Source organism: Bacteroides sp. D2 (assembly GCF_025147085.1).
In the GTDB taxonomy this organism is placed as follows: Bacteria; Bacteroidota; Bacteroidia; order Bacteroidales; family Bacteroidaceae; genus Bacteroides.
The window spans coordinates 1853704-1872928 of sequence record NZ_CP102261.1; the positions used below are offsets into that span (position 1 = coordinate 1853704).

11 protein-coding genes are annotated in these 19225 nt (G+C 44.7%); 3 read left to right on the top strand and 8 right to left on the bottom strand.

Annotated features, from left to right (window positions below):
* Window positions 1-57 precede the first annotated feature (57 nt).
* Entirely contained in the window at window positions 58-2451 is a 2394-nt protein-coding gene (locus NQ505_RS06295) for a glycosyl hydrolase 115 family protein (RefSeq protein WP_009001114.1), read from the top strand.
* Here the strand turns inward: NQ505_RS06295 and NQ505_RS06300 are convergent.
* From NQ505_RS06300 to metG, 8 genes are all read right to left on the bottom strand, one after another.
* On the bottom strand, window positions 2438-3187 hold the full coding sequence (locus NQ505_RS06300) for a glycosyltransferase family 2 protein (RefSeq protein ID WP_009001113.1): 750 nt from the start codon (window positions 3185-3187) through the stop codon (window positions 2438-2440). The two genes, NQ505_RS06295 and NQ505_RS06300, sit on opposite strands and share 14 nt — an antisense overlap.
* Window positions 3180-4445: a glycosyltransferase family 4 protein gene (locus NQ505_RS06305; RefSeq protein WP_004296595.1), complete on the bottom strand. Its 1266-nt coding sequence runs from the start codon at window positions 4443-4445 to the stop codon at window positions 3180-3182. The genes NQ505_RS06300 and NQ505_RS06305 overlap by 8 nt, the downstream gene beginning before the upstream one ends.
* A gap of 10 nt (window positions 4446-4455) precedes the next feature.
* Window positions 4456-5574 (bottom strand): glycosyltransferase family 4 protein, encoded by a 1119-nt coding sequence (locus NQ505_RS06310; RefSeq protein WP_009001112.1) that lies wholly within the window; start codon window positions 5572-5574, stop codon window positions 4456-4458.
* On the bottom strand, window positions 5547-6569 hold the full coding sequence (locus tag NQ505_RS06315) for a hypothetical protein (RefSeq protein WP_009001111.1): 1023 nt from the start codon (window positions 6567-6569) through the stop codon (window positions 5547-5549). The genes NQ505_RS06310 and NQ505_RS06315 overlap by 28 nt, the downstream gene beginning before the upstream one ends.
* A complete protein-coding gene (locus tag NQ505_RS06320; protein WP_009001110.1) occupies window positions 6566-7429 on the bottom strand; it encodes a phosphorylcholine transferase LicD in 864 nt (287 codons plus the stop codon). The genes NQ505_RS06315 and NQ505_RS06320 overlap by 4 nt, the downstream gene beginning before the upstream one ends.
* 79 nt (window positions 7430-7508) lie before the next feature.
* Window positions 7509-8570: a hypothetical protein gene (locus NQ505_RS06325; protein WP_009001109.1), complete on the bottom strand. Its 1062-nt coding sequence runs from the start codon at window positions 8568-8570 to the stop codon at window positions 7509-7511.
* A complete protein-coding gene (locus NQ505_RS06330; RefSeq protein ID WP_009001108.1) occupies window positions 8557-10014 on the bottom strand; it encodes a lipopolysaccharide biosynthesis protein in 1458 nt (485 codons plus the stop codon). The genes NQ505_RS06325 and NQ505_RS06330 overlap by 14 nt, the downstream gene beginning before the upstream one ends.
* A 72-nt stretch (window positions 10015-10086) precedes the next feature.
* Complete coding sequence (gene metG, locus NQ505_RS06335; RefSeq protein ID WP_009001107.1) at window positions 10087-12126, bottom strand: methionine--tRNA ligase; 2040 nt, start codon at window positions 12124-12126, stop codon at window positions 10087-10089.
* A gap of 897 nt (window positions 12127-13023) precedes the next feature.
* On the opposite strand from metG, the gene NQ505_RS06340 reads away from it, so the two are divergent.
* Window positions 13024-15084 (top strand): acetate--CoA ligase family protein, encoded by a 2061-nt coding sequence (locus NQ505_RS06340; RefSeq protein WP_009001106.1) that lies wholly within the window; start codon window positions 13024-13026, stop codon window positions 15082-15084.
* 99 nt (window positions 15085-15183) lie between these two features.
* A complete protein-coding gene (locus tag NQ505_RS06345) occupies window positions 15184-19200 on the top strand; it encodes a two-component regulator propeller domain-containing protein (protein ID WP_032854022.1) in 4017 nt (1338 codons plus the stop codon).
* Window positions 19201-19225: the final 25 nt, after the last annotated feature.

Here is a 19225-nt window from a genome sequence, read left to right on the forward strand (position 1 = left end):
TTCTATAGTACATTTTCTGCAAACTTGTAATTTTGTCTTCTATAAATAATAGAACCTATGGGATATAAACTTCTGTTTTCTTTTTTCATCTTTTTGATAGTTGCTTTACCGATTCGTAGTAAGGATTTTGTTTTGACTTCCGGTCAAACAGTTGTCATCGCTTGCAGCCCTTCTGAAGAACTGGTTGTGCGAACCGCATTGGAAATGCTGGGACGTGATATTCAGACAGTATTGTCGTCAACCACCCAAACGAATGAGAAAACAGGTGAAATTGTGATAGGAACGGTGGGCCAGAATGAGCTTATCAGCCGGACCGGGGTAGATGTTTCTGCGTTAAGAGGCAAGAAGCAGGCTTTTCTATTATCTGTTTCTCCGGAGGGTAAATTGATCGTAGCTGGCAGTGACAAACATGGTACGGCTTATGGAATACTCGAAATATCCCGTTTGTTAGGTGTCTCTCCCTGGGAATGGTGGGCGGACGTAACTCCGGAAAAGAAGAAACTTTTTAAGCTATCTTCCAAATTCCAAAGTCTTCAGGCTCCTTCGGTGGAATATCGGGGTATATTTATTAATGATGAAGACTGGGGCTTGATGCCATGGAGCAGTCGGACCTATGAACCTTCAAAAGTGAAAGGTGAGATAGGCCCGCGTACCAACGAGCGTATTTTTGAACTCTTACTTCGTCTTCGTGCCAACACCTATTGGCCTGCAATGCACGAATGTACACTTCCTTTCTTCCTGACCAAAGGCAATCGGGAAGCTGCCAAGAAATATGGAATCTTCATCGGTGCTTCCCATTGCGAACCGATGGCTTGCAGCGCTGCCGGCGAGTGGAAACGAAGAGGGGAAGGGGCTTATGATTATGTGAATAATGCTCCGGCTGTTTACAAATTCTGGGAAGACCGTGTAAAAGAGGTGGCAGATCAGGAAATACTCTATACGTTGGGTATGCGTGGTGTACACGATGGCAAGATGCAGGGAGCGAAGACGGTGGAAGAACAGAAGGCCGTAATAGATCGTGTGTTTGCAGATCAACGCGGGTTGATTGAAAAATATGTTGATAAGGATGTAACTAAAGTCCCGCAGGTTTTTATCCCTTATAAAGAGGTACTCGACATTTATCATGCCGGATTACAGGTGCCCGATGATGTAACATTGATGTGGTGTGACGATAACTATGGCTATATCCGCCATTTTCCTACGGCCGAAGAATGCGCACGTAAAGGAGGGAATGGAGTCTATTATCATGTTTCTTATTGGGGACGTCCGCACGACCATCTCTGGTTGAGTACGATGAGTCCGTATCTGATTTTCCAACAAATGAAGCTGGCTTACGATCGAGGCATACAGAAGATGTGGATACTGAACGTCGGAGATATCAAGCCTGCCGAGTATCAGATAGAGTTGTTTATGGATATGGCCTGGAATATAGAAGCTGTTGCCTCGGAAGGAGTGACCTCTCATCTGAAACACTGGCTGGAACGGGAATTGGGAGCTTCGTGCGCAAAGGCAGTATTACCTGTGATGCAGGAACACTATCGTCTGGCCCATATTCGTAAACCTGAATTTATGGGAAATACGAGGGAAGAGGAGAAAGATCCTGTTTATCGTGTTGTCAAAGATCTCCCATGGAGTGAAAAAGAAATCAACGGACGTTTGCAGGCTTATGATAAATTGTCGGAGACAGTGGAACGGGCAGCTTCGAGAATCCCATCCGGCAGACAAAGTGCCTATTTTGAATTGGTGAAATACCCGGTACAAGCTGCTACACAGATGAATCGGAAATTGCTATATGCCCAATTAGCCCGCCACGGAAAAGCGGATTGGGAGAAAAGTGATCTTGCCTATGACAGCATTGTAGTATTGACGAAGCAGTATAACTCACTGGAAGATGAAAAGTGGAACCGCATGATGGATTTTCAACCCCGAAAACTCCCCGTATTCAATCGCGTGGAAAGAGAAACGGCTACTTCTCCGATGATGAAAGAGCGTGTAGCTATCTATAAATGGAACGGCTTGGATGGGAAGAATATCCCGAATGGTAAGAATACATTAAATGCACGGAAAGGAACTTCTGTTATTTGTGAGGGTCTGGGATATGAAAGCAAAGCGACAGGCATTGACAAGGGAGATGCACTGATGTTCTCTTTTGACAACTGGAAAACAGACTCGGTAGAGGTTGACATCCGCTTATTGCCTAATCATCCTGTGGGAGGAGATCAATTACGTTTCTCAATATCGTTGGACGATGCAGCGCCTGAAGTGATCTCTTATGAAACGAAAGGACGGAGTGAAGAATGGAAAGAGAACGTGCTGCGCAATCAAGCCATTCGAACGGTTCGACTTCCGATATCTGGAAAGAAATCCCACAAATTGGTAATCAAGGCATTGGACGAAGGAGTGATATTAGACCAGGTAATGCTTTATATGCCTTCGCCTACTGGTGAGTAACTGCACGGATCACGAACCATGCATGATGCGCCACGGTTCCAATCAGCCCGTAATGCTTTGCCATGATCCGAAATCTTTCTTTGAGAGATGCTTTCTGATTCCGGGTAGTCATTCCCTCCTCCAGATAGTCGATGATTGTCAGGTGAGTATTGTGCAAAGTACGTGCTTTCTTCATGATGCGGATGCACCAGTCGAAATCTGCAGAAAAGCGATATTGCAGATTGTATGGCCCTACGAGCGTGTGGCGGGGGAAGAATGCCTGGTGGCAGACTAACATTCCCTGTTTGAAACTTTTCCAGGTGAGCGTTTCAGGGGCGGACAATCTGCGCATCCGCAGGAAATGCCTGTCCTTGTCTACAATAGCGGTTTCCCCGTAAAGCACATCAGGCAGCTCGTTGCCATTGATGGTGTGCACCATTTGTTGCAGAGTATCGTCCTCATGAAAACAGTCGCCTGCATTCAGGAAACAGAGATAATCACCGCTGGCAAGGGCGATGCCCTTATTCATGGCGTCATACAGTCCTTTGTCGGGTTCGCTGACGACGGTGTGTATGCGTGACCGGTAGCGGTTGATAATAGAGAGGGTTCCATCCTTGGAAGCTCCATCCACGATAATGTATTCTATATGATGATAGGTTTGTGAAATAACACTTTGAATCGTGTCTTCCAATACCTTTTCAGCATTGTATGTCACCGTAATGATAGAGAACTTGGGAGTAGGATGGACACTATGCATATTTCCCCGTTATTTTATTGTAGACATCTGTATATTTCTTTGCAACGATACTCTCCGAATAATTACCCAGAACCTTGCGGCAGGCCTGTGCAGAGAGTTCGTTGTATTCCGGTTCCGTCAATATCCAATGTATGCCGTTGGCAAAATCTTCCGAGGATTTGTATTGTGCCACGTAGCCGTTGTGCAGATGATCGATCATTTCGGGGATACCTCCCACATTAAAACCGACACAAGGCACTCCACAGGCCATTGCTTCCATAATCATATTGGGAAGATTCTCTTCCAGAGACGGGATGGCGAAGAGGTCTACGGCATTGTAGATATTCACTACTTCATGCTCATTTTTGATATAAGGGAGCGGGTATACATGGAAAGGAAGTTGTTCCTGTAACTGCTGCGACTGGTTGCCGAATACGACTACACCCAGTGAGTCTTTCCATTCCGGATGCTTTTCTGCTAACAGTTTGCATGCCCCAATCAGATAGTCGACCCCTTTTCGTTTATCGGTGATCTTTAATGAGCCGAACAAAACTAGTTTCTTACCTTCCGGCAACATGAATTTGGCACGCGCTTCCTTCTTGTTCATGGGTTTGAACAAGTTGGTATTAATAGCGTTCGGAATATTGGTCACGCTTTTCCCTTCAAATAATGCACTGGTCTGGGCTTGTTCCTTCAGCCAATGGCTGCACGTGACGAAATGAATGGGAGCGTAGCTGTATAACTTCTGTTTTTTGCGGAACGTGCGATAGGATAAATCCTTTCGTCCCCCGCCTTTGTAGATGTACGGACAGTCGTGACATTCCTGCTGATAGTTGTTGCACTCCCGTGCGTAATGGCAGATGCCGGTGCATGGCCACATATCGTGCATGGTCCAGACTACGGGTTTGCCGGAGGTCAGTATCTTTCGTATATCGTTCAGTGAGAGCATTCCCTGGTTGATCCAATGCAGATGGATCACGTCGGCCTGGCGGAATTCCGGGAGTGAGGTGATGTCTGTACCTGTGTTGGCGATGTCTACGTCAAACAAATGGTAACGCCGGAAACGGTTGGCACTCCAGATCACAATCCGTTCCCACATGAACTTCCACACTTGCAACCAGTTACTTTTTAAGCGGACAACACTGATTTGGTCGGTCTGTTTGTCACGTACCAGCATTTTGGCTTTGATGCCGTTGTTTTTCAGTGACTCCATCAACCGGCTTGCTGCGATGGCTGCTCCTCCTATTCGTTCAGATGTATTTATAATCAGGACTCTCATGGGCAAAAGTTTATGCAAATGTACGGTTTTTAGAGGAAATGTTTGATATTTCCAGCAAGCTTTCTGCTATTTCGCGTGAAAAGATTTCGAGGTTGAAACGTTCTTCCGCCAGTTTGCGGGCATTCTCTCCCATGCGCCGTGCCTCTTCGGGGTGGTCGGCGATGTAGCGGATAGCGTCTATCCAGCCTTGTACGTCGTTATATTCTACGGTGATGCCTATTCCTTCCTTATCGATGTCTATTTCGAAGTTGGGGTTGCGCGAACAGATGACGGGGATGCCGAGGGCGAATGCTTCCACGAGCGTGGTCAGTCCTACGGTATAGGGGAAGTCCAGGCAGCAGATCACGATGCAACTTTTGCGTGCCACCAGTTTCCCTAGTTCATAGGGAATGACTCCGTCGGTATAATGGATGCGAATGGAGTCGGGCAATGCATACGGGTCGATGATCTTTTTATAGTTGATGTTACCGCATGAGACGGCAATGTACAAATCCAGTTTCTCGTTCGTTGCGGCAAATGCCTGGAGCAAGGTGTCTACGTCCCGGTTTTCTTTGCCGGTGGAGATAAATCCTTCGGGCTTCCGGTCGGGCATTTCTGCAAGCAGGTGGTCGTAGAAAGGAAGATCCGGTCCCCAATGGATGAGTTTCAGTTTGTGGGACGGTGCTTTCCGGGTTTTCTGCGAGTCCTGAATCAGTTTCCGACTGAACAGGAACATTTGGTCTATACCTTTGTAGAAAAGGCGGGAGATTTGTTCGCGCCACGGTTTGGGATTGGTCACGACTGCCGTATGATGCCAGATCACGATGGGTTTGCGATACAGTCCCAGGGCACGGAGGAAGATGACGGGCTCTATACCCCGGAAAGAGGTGGCGTAGAGGACGTCGTATTTCTCCTTGCAGAAGAGAATCTCTTTGGTGGCGTAAAGCATGAGTTTCAGACGGCCGGAGAAATATTTGCATTTGTGCATCACGGAGCGTATTCCGTAATTCTCCAGTAAAGGAAGTCCGTATAAGATGTGTCCGGGGAATTTATATTCTTTCCATTCCTCGTAGCTTTCCCGTGTGAGGCGGGTATGGTAAAAATAAATAGTAAGCAACTTATTTAGTGGTGCTTGTTTCTTTTCAGCCATTTGTTGATTCGGTTTTTGACAGCTTTCGTAATGAGGAAGAAATTACCGTATTTCAGGTTGAGGAACAGTTCTTCGAACGAACGTCCGATCTTGATCCACGGATGATCCCAGCCCATGATGCGGTAAACGCTCTCTTTGTAGGCAACGTTTTCGATGACGTAGCGGGGATGTTTCAGTGGAAAATCCACCTCATAGCGCTTCATCGTGAAGATGCGGCGGTAACCTTTGGGCAGGGTATGAATCGAGCCGGCGAAATGGGTGGAATCTGCCGTTGCTCCCAGGTTGTTAATCATGTTGCGGGTAGGCACGATGCTTAGCCCGGAGTTGAACAGTATGGAGGCGTGGAAGATCGTTTCATAAAAGGCTTTCTGCTGTTCCCGGTGACGCTGGCACATGTAGATAAAGTCGCTCCGGAATTTGCGTTCCTTGATAAGCTGTTCCAGTTGTTGCATGTTGAAGGAGTCGTCCAGGAAGCTGTAGAACTCATCCCATTGGTCGACTACCCGTTTCCAGCTTGCCCATCCCCAGATAGAGAAGGTGGTGGTAAAGAAATAGTCATAGGGCATGTCTTGGGTGATTTCTTCGGGGTTAAATCCGGCAATCATGCTGATGCGGGTGTCATGTTCGTATTTATCCAGCATCTCCTTGCAGAATTGGAAAAAGGAGACGGCGGGCACATCGTCGTCTTCCAATACGATGCACTTGTCGACTTTCGAAAAGGCCCATTTCTGCGAAATGTATTCCGAAGGGTCGCAGCCGAAATTCTTTTCCTGATAAAGCCGTTCTACTTCACATTCCCAGTCTATCTGTGATACGATTTCACGGCAGGCTTCTATTCCGGGCAGGTCACGTTCGTTTCGTGCTCCGTCCTGATAGAGGAAGAGTCGGGACGGACGCGCTTTCTTCACTTGCTCGAACACTTGCGACAACTGTTGCGGGCGGTTGAAGAACAGGATAAGTACCGGGACGTCTACTAAAGCGGATTTCATATTCATAGTTCTTGTTTTGGGGTTGTACTGAATGACAGAGCGGCAGGATAGTGGTTGTTCACTTTTTCCTGCTCTTCTTCTGTAAATCGATGCAGGGTTGGATAGTTATAACGCAAAAATCCTTCCAGGTCATCGGGAGCGGTCACTGTGAGAGGGCCGAATTTCACGGGTTGCAGGTGGCGGATGCTTTCTACGGTTACGTGGTCGGCAGTGGCCATTACGTTGTTGTAGTAACGGGTGTTTCGTGAGTTGAAACAGCTTTGAACTGACACCAGCATGCGGTAGATTGCTTTTTTAGAGAAAAGCAGGTCGACTACCCTGTTCAGGAAACAGGAGAAGGCTCCCCGGTTCGTGGGGTTCTCTATTTCACATGTACCGAAGTGTTTCCACATCCATATCTCTTTTCCCATCAGGCAGCATTTGAGGAAGCCGAGTGTTTCGGATTGTATTCTTCGCAGCAGCTTGTTGTCGGGAATTTTGTCGAATGGGAATATATCGACAAAAATGCCCGGATGCATCGGGACATTCTTGAACATTTCTTCTACAAAAAGGGTGTCGTTTTTCTTGACTTTGGCAAAATAATACGGGGTATGAGGGTCTGTCTCTATCCATGAAAGGAAGTAGGAAGGACCCAGTTCCCCGGGAGCTACTTTCAGAAATTTGTTGTAGTTCTCCCGCGTCATGCCTATGTCAATATCATCATCCCAGGGGAGAATCGCCTGGTCGTAGAGTGCACCGATTGCCGTGCCGCCAATCACAAAATAGGGAATGTTGTGCTTCTGACACACCCGGATGGTTTCTCCCAATATGTCGTAGAGTTCGGCATGTAATAAATCAAGCTCTTCGGCTGTATATTTCTTGTTCATCGGAAATGGTTAATGCACGTTGTGCTACAAAAGTAGTAATTATATTGCTAAGTTACTATAACTTTGAGTTACTATCACTTTAAGTTCCCTTGCATGTTGAGTTTCCTTGCATAAATTCGGTGGCCACTTGTCCGCGTCCCGGTATGGGAAGGACGGATGCTTGCGGAAAGTCCTTGAGCAGACAGTCTGCCGGATTGATGTCCGGATAGAATTTCTTCAATAGGAACAGGCTGGGGCCGGTGGTGATGCTTCCTATAAAGACGGAGGCGTCCATCAATATCTGTATCGAGGAAAGGAAACGTGCCATTTGTTTCTGTTTCAGCTCTTTGGTGGTCTGCGTGAAGGCGCTGTTGACGTATCCTTTTTCGTCGGGGCTGCAAAGGGTGTACCAGTGTATGTCCGGGGCAAGGGTTTGTACTTGCTCGAAAAGACGGTAATCGTCGGTCAATACAAAGACGTCGCGTAGGGCGGTCTTTTCTTTAATAAGCCGTATGTAGTGTTCCGGTGGAAGCAGATTGGTTTCGGTGATCTTGTCTCCTCCCCGTATCTGGCATCCTGCGTATTGGGGTGGAAGTTGCAGGTCGGCGGCACATTGGCGACATTCCTGTGCGGTGGTGTCGTTGAGTTTCCAGGTGATTTCCGTCAGTTTTTGGAAGGTATGGAGATAGTCGCCGTCTATTCCCAGTTCGGGAATATGGAAATGCTGATTGGGGTTGAATGTCAGTTGAAAGTTGAGCAAGACCGGTTTGCCGTATGTGAAAAAGGCAATCGTTTTTCCGATGATGTTCTTACAGGTTACTTTCAGTTTCCATTTCAGTAACTTCGTCTTAGGCAGCTTTTTGTCTTTCATCAATGCCTGCCAGGAGGGGAGGCGATGGGTGTTATAGGTGTGATGAAACGGTTCGTGCACTTGCTCGCAGAAGGGGGCGAAACAATCTTCCCAACCTTTTTCCCATCCGAAGTTGGCGTCGTCGGAGTAGAGTTTGAACTGTATTTTGTGTTGCAGGCAATAAAGTATTGCGTGAAGCATATAGGTATATTCGGTGAAGAAACCGGCATCTATGCCTATGTGATAAATCATCGTCTTTTTGAAAGAACTATTCAGAAGGCGGTATCGGGTGGCAAGGTCATTTGGGTTCATGTGTCTTCTTTTTGATGAAATATTGGATGCTTTCTTTAAAAGTAACCGATCGGCTGCCCCACATGGCTGCTACGTAGAGTGCTGCAGCAAGCACTATCTTGCTTGCCAGGCGGAGATAAATATTCTCGATGGAGCGGGTGGTGTAATAGGTGATTACCATAACCGTAGCCGCAATGGCAGCATAAGGAAGTATGTCCATCAAGGCATGGCGAAGTTTCAGACCTATTTCCTGCCATACAAAGTAGTGCCATGTCAGTAGCCACAATATATTGATGGATACATAGACGGTAAGCATGGTAAAGATCCCGTAAGAGTGGGCTAATAGAACGCTTGACAGTAAGATGATGCCGAGCGCTATGGTGTTCCACATATAGATGCGGGATTTTCCTTTACTGATAATCAGTTGCTGATAGAGGTATGCGATGGGAGCAAAGGCTCCGCTGATACACAGTATTTGCATGATTAATATGCTGGAATACCACTTGTCGGTGATGGTGATGATAATCAGTTCTTCCGATACGATTCCCAATCCCAACATGGCGGGAAACGAGACAAAAGCGGTGAAACGCAGCATTTTGCGGAATACCCGTTTTTGCCGTTCAAGGTCGTCGGACACTTTGGTGAGTACCGGTTGCGCCACTCCGTTTATCATGCCGGAGATGAAGAGTTGTCCCATGCCGCACCATTTATTGGCTTGGTTGTAATATCCTACTTCTTTTTCGCTGTAGAATTTACCCAGTATCACGGAAAACAGATTGTTATTGATGTGATTGAATACATTGGTAACCAGTAGTTTCCCACTGAATCCGAACATTTCCTTAATCGGGGTGAAGTTGAACTGCAAGCTCGGTCGCCAACGGGTGAAATACCAATAACAGGCTGTGTTGATGGTTACGTAAACGATGCTTTGCGTAGCAATTCCCCAGTAAGAGAAACCAAAGTAGGCAAGAGTGACTCCGGTGAGTCCGGACACGGTGAGTCCGATAACCGAAGACAATGCCCGCTGTTTGACCATCAGATTACGCAGGAGATAGGCACTGTGGGATATTCCCAGACTGGCAATGAAGAAGCCGATAAAAGAATAACGTGCCAGTGGTGTCAGTTCGGGAGTATCGTAAAAGTCAGCGATAAGCGGTGCACAGAGGAATAACAGCAGGTACAGCGACAGACTGATGGCCGCGTTGAACCAGAATACGGCATTGTAATCATTGTGCGTCACTTCTTTCTTATTAACAAGGGCAGCTGTGAAACCACTTTCCTGTATTGAACTGGCAATGAGGGAGAAGATGGCCAACATTCCCACCATTCCATAATCTGACGGAGTGAGCAACCGCGCGAGGAATATTCCGAAAAGCAGATTTAGCAACTGCTGTATGCCATTGCTGAACCCTCCCCAAAATAGTCCTTTGGCTGTCTTTTCTTTTAGTGACTGATTCTCGCTCATGTTATTTGCAAAGAATACATGAAAAGGCTATGCGTGATGATAGCTTTTCATGTATTCCCTATTCTAGTTTTATTATTTTACTTCGCTACCTGGCTTCACTTCACGTCCCGGCATGATAACTGCCAGACTGCCGTCGTTGTTTTCGGCACTAAGAATCATGCCTTCGCTGACGATACCTTTCAGTTTGCGCGGAGCAAGGTTGGCGATGAAGCAAACCTGTTTGCCTACCAGTTCTTCCGGTTGATAATGCTTGGCAATGCCCGATACGATGGTACGTGTTTCCAGTCCGTCGTCGATTTTGAATTGCAGCAATTTATCCGCTTTCGGCACTTTCTGACATTCAAGAATGGTACCTACGCGGATATCCAGTTTCTCAAAATCCTCGAAGGCAACGTTTGCCCGGATAGGATTGGCTTTGTAGTTGGCTTCCTCGTTTGCTTTCTTTGTATCGAGCAATTTTTGTACCTGTGCTTCGATAGTAGCGTCTTCAATCTTCTCGAACAGCAGTTCCGGTTTGTTCAACTGGTGACCTACGGGAAGAAGGTCGTCACGTCCCAGTTCAGACCATTCGAAAGTATCCATGTTCAGCATTTTGCGGAGTTTTTCCGAGCTGAACGGCAAGAATGGGTCGAAGGCGATGGCAAGGTTGGCAACCAGTTGCAGGGAAATGTTGAGGATGGTTCCTACACGTTCCATATCTGTCTTAGCCAGTTTCCACGGTTCGGTGTCGGCCAGGTATTTGTTTCCGATACGTGCCAGGTTCATAGCCTCTTTCTGTGCATCGCGGAATTTGAATACGTCGAGCAGTTTTTCTACTTCTGCTTTCACGTCTGCGAATTCTTTCAGCGTTTCCTTGTCGTAGTCGGTTAAGCTGCCCTGTGCGGGTACGCGACCGTCGAAGTATTTTTGAGTCAGCACCATTGCACGGTTTACGAAGTTGCCGTATACGGCTACCAGTTCGTTGTTATTGCGTGCCTGGAAGTCTTTCCAGGTGAAGTCGTTGTCTTTCGTTTCCGGTGCGTTGGCGGTCAGTACGTAGCGGAGTACGTCTTGCTTTCCGGGGAAATCAGCCAGATATTCGTGCAACCATACGGCCCAGTTGCGGGAAGTAGAGATCTTGTCTCCTTCGAGGTTGAGGAATTCGTTGCTCGGCACGTTGTCCGGCAGGATATAGCTGCCTTCTGCTTTCAGCATGGCAGGGAATACGATGCAATGGAATACGATATTATCTTTTCCGATGAAGTGAATCAGACGCGTTTCAGGGTCTTTCCACCATGTTTCCCAGCTGTCGGGAAGAAGTTCTTTGGTGTTGGAGATGTATCCGATCGGAGCGTCAAACCATACATAGAGCACTTTTCCTTCTGCTCCTTCTACGGGAACAGGGATACCCCAATCAAGGTCACGGCTTACGGCACGTGGTTGCAGACCCATGTCGAGCCAGCTTTTGCATTGACCGTATACGTTCGGACGCCATTCTTTGTGATCTTCCAGAATCCATTTGCGCAGCCATGCTTCGTGTTTGTCGAGAGGAAGATACCAGTGTTTGGTTTCTTTCATTACCGGTTTGCTACCGCTGATGGCGCTTTTCGGGTTGATAAGATCTGTAGGGGAAAGTGAGGTTCCGCACTTTTCGCATTGGTCGCCGTAAGCGCCTTCCGAATGGCAGTGAGGACATTCTCCGGTGATATAACGGTCGGCAAGGAATGTTTTTGCTTCCTCGTCGTAATATTGTTCGGATGTTTTTTCGATGAATTCTCCTTTATTGTATAATGTTTTGAAGAAATCCGAAGCCAGTTGGTGATGCGTCGGTGAAGTGGTGCGACTATACACGTCGAATGAGATACCGAATTCTGCGAATGATTTTTTAATCAGTGAATGGTAACGGTCTACTACATCCTGTGGAGTAATTCCTTCTTTCTTGGCACGGATGGTGATAGGCACTCCGTGTTCGTCTGAACCTCCGATGAATAATACATCTTCTTTTTTCAGACGCAGATAGCGCACATAGATATCTGCCGGCACGTATACACCCGCCAGGTGACCGATATGGACAGGACCGTTCGCATACGGCAGTGCCGATGTGACGGTGGTTCTTTTGAATTTCTTTTCCATTATATAGTGTGATTTTTGTTGTTTTCAGCTTTGCAATGTGCAAAGATAGTGACTTTTCATCACAGATTACACGGATTAACACAGATTTTTCATTCTCATAGCCGTGGTTGTCTCATAAGAATGATGTAAATTTGATAGCTATTCTAACATAAAACTATTTGCTGATATGTTGGATTTATTTTCGTATGTTCTGTTTTTAAGATTGAAACAATATATGAGTATCTAAACTTCGTCCTAATAAAATAAATAATGTATAAGATATTGTAAGAATATGCAGAGATAATTATGTGGATTTGAATATAAATAAGCAAATATGTATAATTATTGGCAGAATTGAACACCGTTCCTTTTAAAGGAAGCTTCTGTTGCTTTTAAAGGAACGATTCATTGGTTAGAAAGAAACATGTCTTTGCTTTTAAACAAAGAGGTAAAAGAGTCTTTTAGGCACAAATTTTCTTCTGGTTGTTCCTGAAATAGTGAGATGCTAATGGTGTTAATTTGAAATGTAAAATTGAGATAATTGATTCTTTTTTATATATAATCTCTTTGAACTATTAATATAATTTGTTTTAATCCCTATTTCGTGTGAATTTGAAATTTACAAATGGTTTCTCTTTCCCTTTTTTGATACATATTGATCTTTGTAGCGTATATTCCAGATTCTCCATCAGTTTTATATCCGTTTTTTCTGCATAAAAATAATTTCATCCCTGATGATCTGAATTTCATGAAGAGATGACGGCTTCATTTTTCAAAAAGTTAGTATAATCTATTTGTAATCTTAATCTTTTTCTTTTTTACAGTCTGTTTCTATATACAATTCTCCCCTTTTTCTTTCTTTTTTCTCATAAGAAAGAATATATTTGTATTCAAGTTAAACGAAAACCAAAGCATGATATGATAACAACCCAGTTGCTTCGTCCTGAAAGCATTGTCGTAGTAGGGGCATCGAATAATGTACATAAGCCGGGTGGCGCAATATTAAAGAACCTCATTAACGGAGGTTATCAGGGAGAACTTCGAGCGGTGAATCCGAAGGAGAAGGAGGTGCAGGGAGTTCCCGCTTTTGCCGATGTGAATGATCTGCCGGATACGGATCTGGCGGTGTTGGCTGTGCCTGCTTCAATGTGTCCTGATATAGTGGAAACATTGGCTAGTAAAAAACAAACCAGGGCATTTATCATACTTTCGGCAGGTTTTGGTGAAGAAACTCACGAAGGAGCACTGTTGGAAGAACGTATTCTGGAAACAGTCAATAAATACGGGGCCTCATTGATTGGACCTAATTGTATCGGATTGATGAATACATGGCATCATAGTGTGTTCAGCCAGCCGATTCCTAATTTGAATCCGAAAGGGGTGGATTTGATTTCCAGCTCCGGTGCTACGGCGGTATTTATTCTGGAAAGTGCTGTGACAAAAGGTTTGCAATTTAATTCTGTTTGGTCGGTGGGAAATGCCAAGCAGATCGGGGTAGAAGATGTATTGCAATTTATGGATGAAAGCTTTGATCCTGAAAAAGACTCCCGTTTGAAACTGCTCTATATTGAAAGTATTCAGAATCCGGACCGGCTGTTATTCCATGCCTCCTCTTTGATTCGAAAAGGATGCAAGATTGCAGCAATCAAAGCTGGCAGCTCGGAGAGCGGAAGCCGGGCGGCGTCTTCCCATACAGGTGCAATCGCCAGTTCCGATTCGGCAGTGGAAGCATTGTTCCGTAAAGCGGGGATTGTACGTTGTTTCTCTCGTGAAGAATTGACTACTGTAGGTTGTGTGTTTACTCTGCCCGAATTGAAAGGGAAGAATTTTGCTATTATCACCCATGCCGGAGGTCCGGGAGTGATGCTGACAGACGCCTTGAGTAAAGGCGGACTGAATGTTCCTAAACTGGAAGGAGAAATAGCCGAAGAACTAAAAGCCCGACTGTTCCCCGGTGCTGCCGTTGGGAATCCTATTGATATTCTGGCTACCGGAACACCGGAGCATCTGCGTCTTTGCATCGACTACTGCGAGGAGAAACTCGACAATATAGACGCCATGATGGCCATCTTCGGAACTCCGGGATTGGTTACCATGTTTGAAATGTATGACGTGCTTCACGAGAAGATGCAAACTTGCAAGAAACCGATTTTCCCTATACTTCCTTCGATTAATACAGCCGGAGCGGAGGTTGCCGCCTTCCTGGCAAAAGGACACGTGAATTTTGCAGATGAAGTGACCCTGGGTACTGCCCTTTCCCGCATTGTCAATGTTCCTAAACCTGCAGTTCCTGAAATAGAACTGTTCGGAGTAGACGTTCCGAGGATTCGTCGCATTATCGATTCTATTCCGGAGAATGGTTATATTGCTCCCAATTACGTACAAGCATTACTGCATGCTGCCGGTATTCCGCTGGTAGATGAGTTTGTTTCCGATAATAAAGAGGAGATAGTAGCCTTTGCCCGTCGGTGCGGATTCCCGGTAGTTGCCAAAGTCGTTGGTCCAGTGCATAAATCGGATGTCGGTGGTGTAGTTCTGAACATCAAAAGCGAGCAACATCTGGCACTGGAATTCGATCGTATGATGCAGATTCCTGATGCTAGGGCAATTATGGTACAGCCGATGCTGAAAGGTACGGAACTGTTTATCGGTGCAAAGTATGAAGAGAAGTTCGGTCATGTGGTACTTTGCGGTTTGGGAGGTATTTTTGTGGAGGTGCTGAAAGATGTGTCTTCCGGTCTGGCTCCGCTTTCCTACGAAGAGGCGTATTCAATGATTCATTCGCTGCGTGCCTATAAAATCATTCAGGGAACACGGGGACAAAAAGGAGTCAACGAAGATAAGTTTGCTGAAATTATTGTTCGTTTGTCCACTTTGTTACGCTTCGCTACAGAAATCAAAGAAATGGATATAAATCCGCTTCTAGCAACACAAAAGGCTGTTGTAGCAGTTGACGCGCGTATCCGAATAGAAAAATAGGACTATTCTTTCATTCATTGAGACATATTTACTATCTTTCCGCTATGATTTTGCCTACATTTGGTAACTCAAACGGAAGGATAGAAAACACGTATGTTTATGAAGAAGGTTCTAATACTTTTAATATGTTTAATAGGCTATCAGATAGGCTGTCATGCACAAATGGCGGACGAACATTACTATTTTAAAAATCTAAGTGTACAAAACGGATTATCCCAGAATACGGTCAATGCGATTTTGCAGGACAGACAGGGCTTTATGTGGTTCGGCACCAAAGATGGCTTGAATAGATATGACGGTTTGTCATTCCGTAAATTCAAACATGATGACCGTACGCGGCAGAGTATCGGAAATAATTTTATCACAGCACTTTATGAAGATGCGAAAGGAGATATCTGGGTAGGTACCGACGTAGGACTTTATATTTATAATCCTGAAAAAGATTCTTTCCGGCACTTTGCTGAATTGAGTGAGGAAAACACTAAAATAGAACATACTGTAACTGCAATTTCCGGAGACAACAAAGGGTGTGTCTGGGTGGCGGTAGAATCACAGGGGTTATTTTGTTATGACCTGGAGGAAGGAAAACTCCGGAATCATACGTTAAAGAACTTTTCTTTTCTTACCACTAATATCCAGTCTTTTGTCTTCGATAATAGCGGAACTCTCTGGATCGGTTGCTATGGAGATGGGCTTTTTTATTCAAAAGACCATTTAAAAACTCTTCAGCCTTATGTCTCGCCCGTGGATAACAAGGAATTTTATGCGAACGACGTAGTGACCTGTATTGTGAAAGGTGCATACAATTGTCTGTATGTTAGTTCTTTAAAAGGAGGGGTGAAAGAACTGAATCTGACTTCAAATAAATTACATGATTTACTTTTTGAAGATGAAACCGGAGAGTCTGTTTTTTGTCGTGAACTGCTGGTTGCTTCTGACAATGAACTGTGGATTGGTGCAGAGTCGGGACTTTATATTTATAATCTCCGGACGGCCAAATATGTTCATTTGCGCAGTTCGATCAATGATCCTTATTCTTTGTCCGATAATGCTATTTATTCATTGTGCAAGGATCGTGAGGGTGGCATTTGGATTGGTTCTTACTTTGGCGGTGTGAACTACTATCCCCGTTTTTATACGTATTTCGAAAAATATTATCCGAAAGGAACAGATAATGGTTTGCATGGAAAACGAGTACGTGAGTTTTGCCAGGATAATCAGGGTATTCTGTGGATTGGTACGGAAGACGGTGGTTTGAACCGTTTCAATCCGAAGACTAAGACTTTCTCCTTCTTTACACCCAGCAATGCTTTTACAAATGTGCATGGGTTGTGTTTGATTGATAATTATCTTTGGGTAGGAACCTTCTCAAAAGGAGTGAAAGTGGTGGATACGCATACGGGGGCTATTGTGAAAACCTATCAGAAAACAGATTCTCCCCGTTCATTGATTGACAATAGTGTGTTCTCTATTTGCCGCACAACGACAGGTGATATTTACCTGGGAACTTTATTCGGCTTGCTGCGATATAATAAACAATCTGATGATTTCGACCGGATACCGGAATTGAACGGCAGGTTTGTATATGATATAAAAGAAGATTCCGGTGGTAATCTATGGCTGGCAACTTATGCAAATGGAGCTTATTGCTACAATGTGAGCGAAAAGAAATGGAAGAACTATTTGCACGATGAAAATAATCCGAAGAGTCTTCCGTATGACAAGGTATTGAGCATCTTTGAAGATTCTCACCGGCAAATCTGGCTGACTACCCAGGGAGGAGGGTTCTGTCGTTTTCAGCCGGATACGGACACATTTGCCAATTATAATTTATCGGCCGGATTGCCGAACGATGTTGTATATCAGATTGTGGAGGATAAAGATGGATTTTTATGGTTGACAACCAATAATGGTCTGGTTTGCTTCCAACCTAACACTGGAGTGATGAAAGTATATACCACCTCCAATGGTTTGTTGGGCGACCAGTTTAATTATCGTTCAAGCTTTGAGACCGAGGATGGTACGATCTATCTGGGTAGCATCGATGGTTTTATCGCTTTTAATCCCAAGAATTTCTCGGAGAATAAGTTCATTCCGTCTGTTGCCATTACTGATTTTTTTCTGTTTGGTAAGGAGGTATATGCCGGCGAACCGGGATCTCCGTTGGAGAAGAGTATAACTTTCTCCGACCAGCTTGTGCTTCAATCCAATCAGAATTCTTTTTCTTTCCGTGTAGCAGCGTTGGATTTCCAGGCTCCAAAAACGAGCCGGATTATGTATAAACTGGAGGGATTTGATACGGATTGGCTGACAGTTGGTGAAAGCCCTATTGTTACCTACTCCAATCTTCGATATGGTGATTATACCTTCCGGGTGAAAGTTGCCAATAGTGATGGAGTATGGAGTGACGATGAAGTGATATTGGAAGTGCATATTCTTCCTCCTTTCTATCTTTCTATATGGGCGTATTGTGTGTATGCTTTGCTGATTATTGGCTGTTCTTTATATACAGTTATGTATTTCAAGAGGCGTAGTAACAACAAACACCGCAGGCAGATGGAAAAATTCGAGCAGGAGAAAGAACGTGAAGTTTACCATGCAAAGATTGATTTCTTTACCAATGTGGCCCATGAAATACGTACGCCGTTGACATTGATTAAAGGTCCGTTGGAAAACATTATATTGAAGAAACAGGTTGATGCGGAAACACGGGAAGACCTGAACGTAATGAAACAGAATACGGAACGATTGTTGAACCTGACTAACCAGTTACTTGACTTCCGTAAAACGGAAAGTCAGGGATTCCGTTTGAATTTTGCGAAATGTAATGTAACGGAGGTCTTGAAGGAGACTCATGTACGTTTCACTTCCCTTGCCAAACAAAAAGGTTTGGAATTCACCTTGCAAGTGCCTGAAAAGGACTTTTATGCACATGTGAACCGGGAGGCGTTTACGAAGATTATCAGTAATTTGTTGAACAATGGGGTGAAGTATGCTGAAAGCTACGTACACATATCTTTGGAAGTGCCGGAAGCGGATGATAATAATTCATTCCGTATTCGTACAGAGAATGATGGGGTGATTATTCCCAATGAGATGAAGGAGGAGATATTTAAACCTTTCGTTCGTTTCAATGAAAAAGAAGACGGAAAAGTGACCACTGGAACAGGAATCGGCTTAGCTCTTTCCCGTTCATTGGCAGAACTGCATCAAGGAACCCTGGCTATGGGAGCAGGGGAAGAAAATAATACCTTCTGTCTGACTTTGCCGATCGTTCAGGATATGACAATAACCTTAACACCGGAACCGGAAGTTGAAATAGACAGGATGAATGAAATTCCTGTTGGAGAGACGGAAAAGAAAGATAATCGGCCTACAGTGCTGGTTGTAGAAGATAATCCGGATATGCTTGCCTTTGTAGTGCGTCAGCTATCGAAAGAATATACTGTATTGACTGCCACTAATGGTGCGGAAGCGTTGCAAGTGTTGGATGGTAATTATGTGAACTTGGTGGTTAGTGATGTTGTGATGCCTGTGATGGATGGTTTTGAATTGTGTAAGACGATCAAGTCAGATTTGAATTATAGCCATATTCCCGTTATTTTGTTGACTGCGAAGACGAATATCCAGTCTAAGATAGAGGGAATGGAACTGGGAGCAGATGCTTATCTGGAGAAACCTTTTTCTGTGGAATATTTACAGGCTTGTGCTTCCAGCCTTATTCAGAATAGGGAGAAACTGCGCAAGGCTTTTGCACAGTCTCCTTTTGTGGCAGCCAATACGATGGCGTTGACAAAAGCTGACGAAGATTTTATAAAGAAGTTGAATGAGGTTATCCAGGTGAATTATAGTAATCCGGAATTTAGCATGGATGATATGGCGGATAGCCTGAATATGAGCCGTTCTAATTTCTATCGGAAGATAAAGGGAGTCTTGGATTTGAGTCCGAATGAATATCTTCGACTGGAACGTTTGAAGAAGGCTGCTCAATTATTGAAAGAAGGAGAAAACCGGGTAAATGAGATTTGCTATATGGTAGGGTTTAATTCTCCGTCTTATTTTGCCAAGTGTTTCCAGAAGCAATTTGGAGTGCTTCCAAAGGATTTTGTAAGTTAATATTAATTTATAGCTATAAAGATAA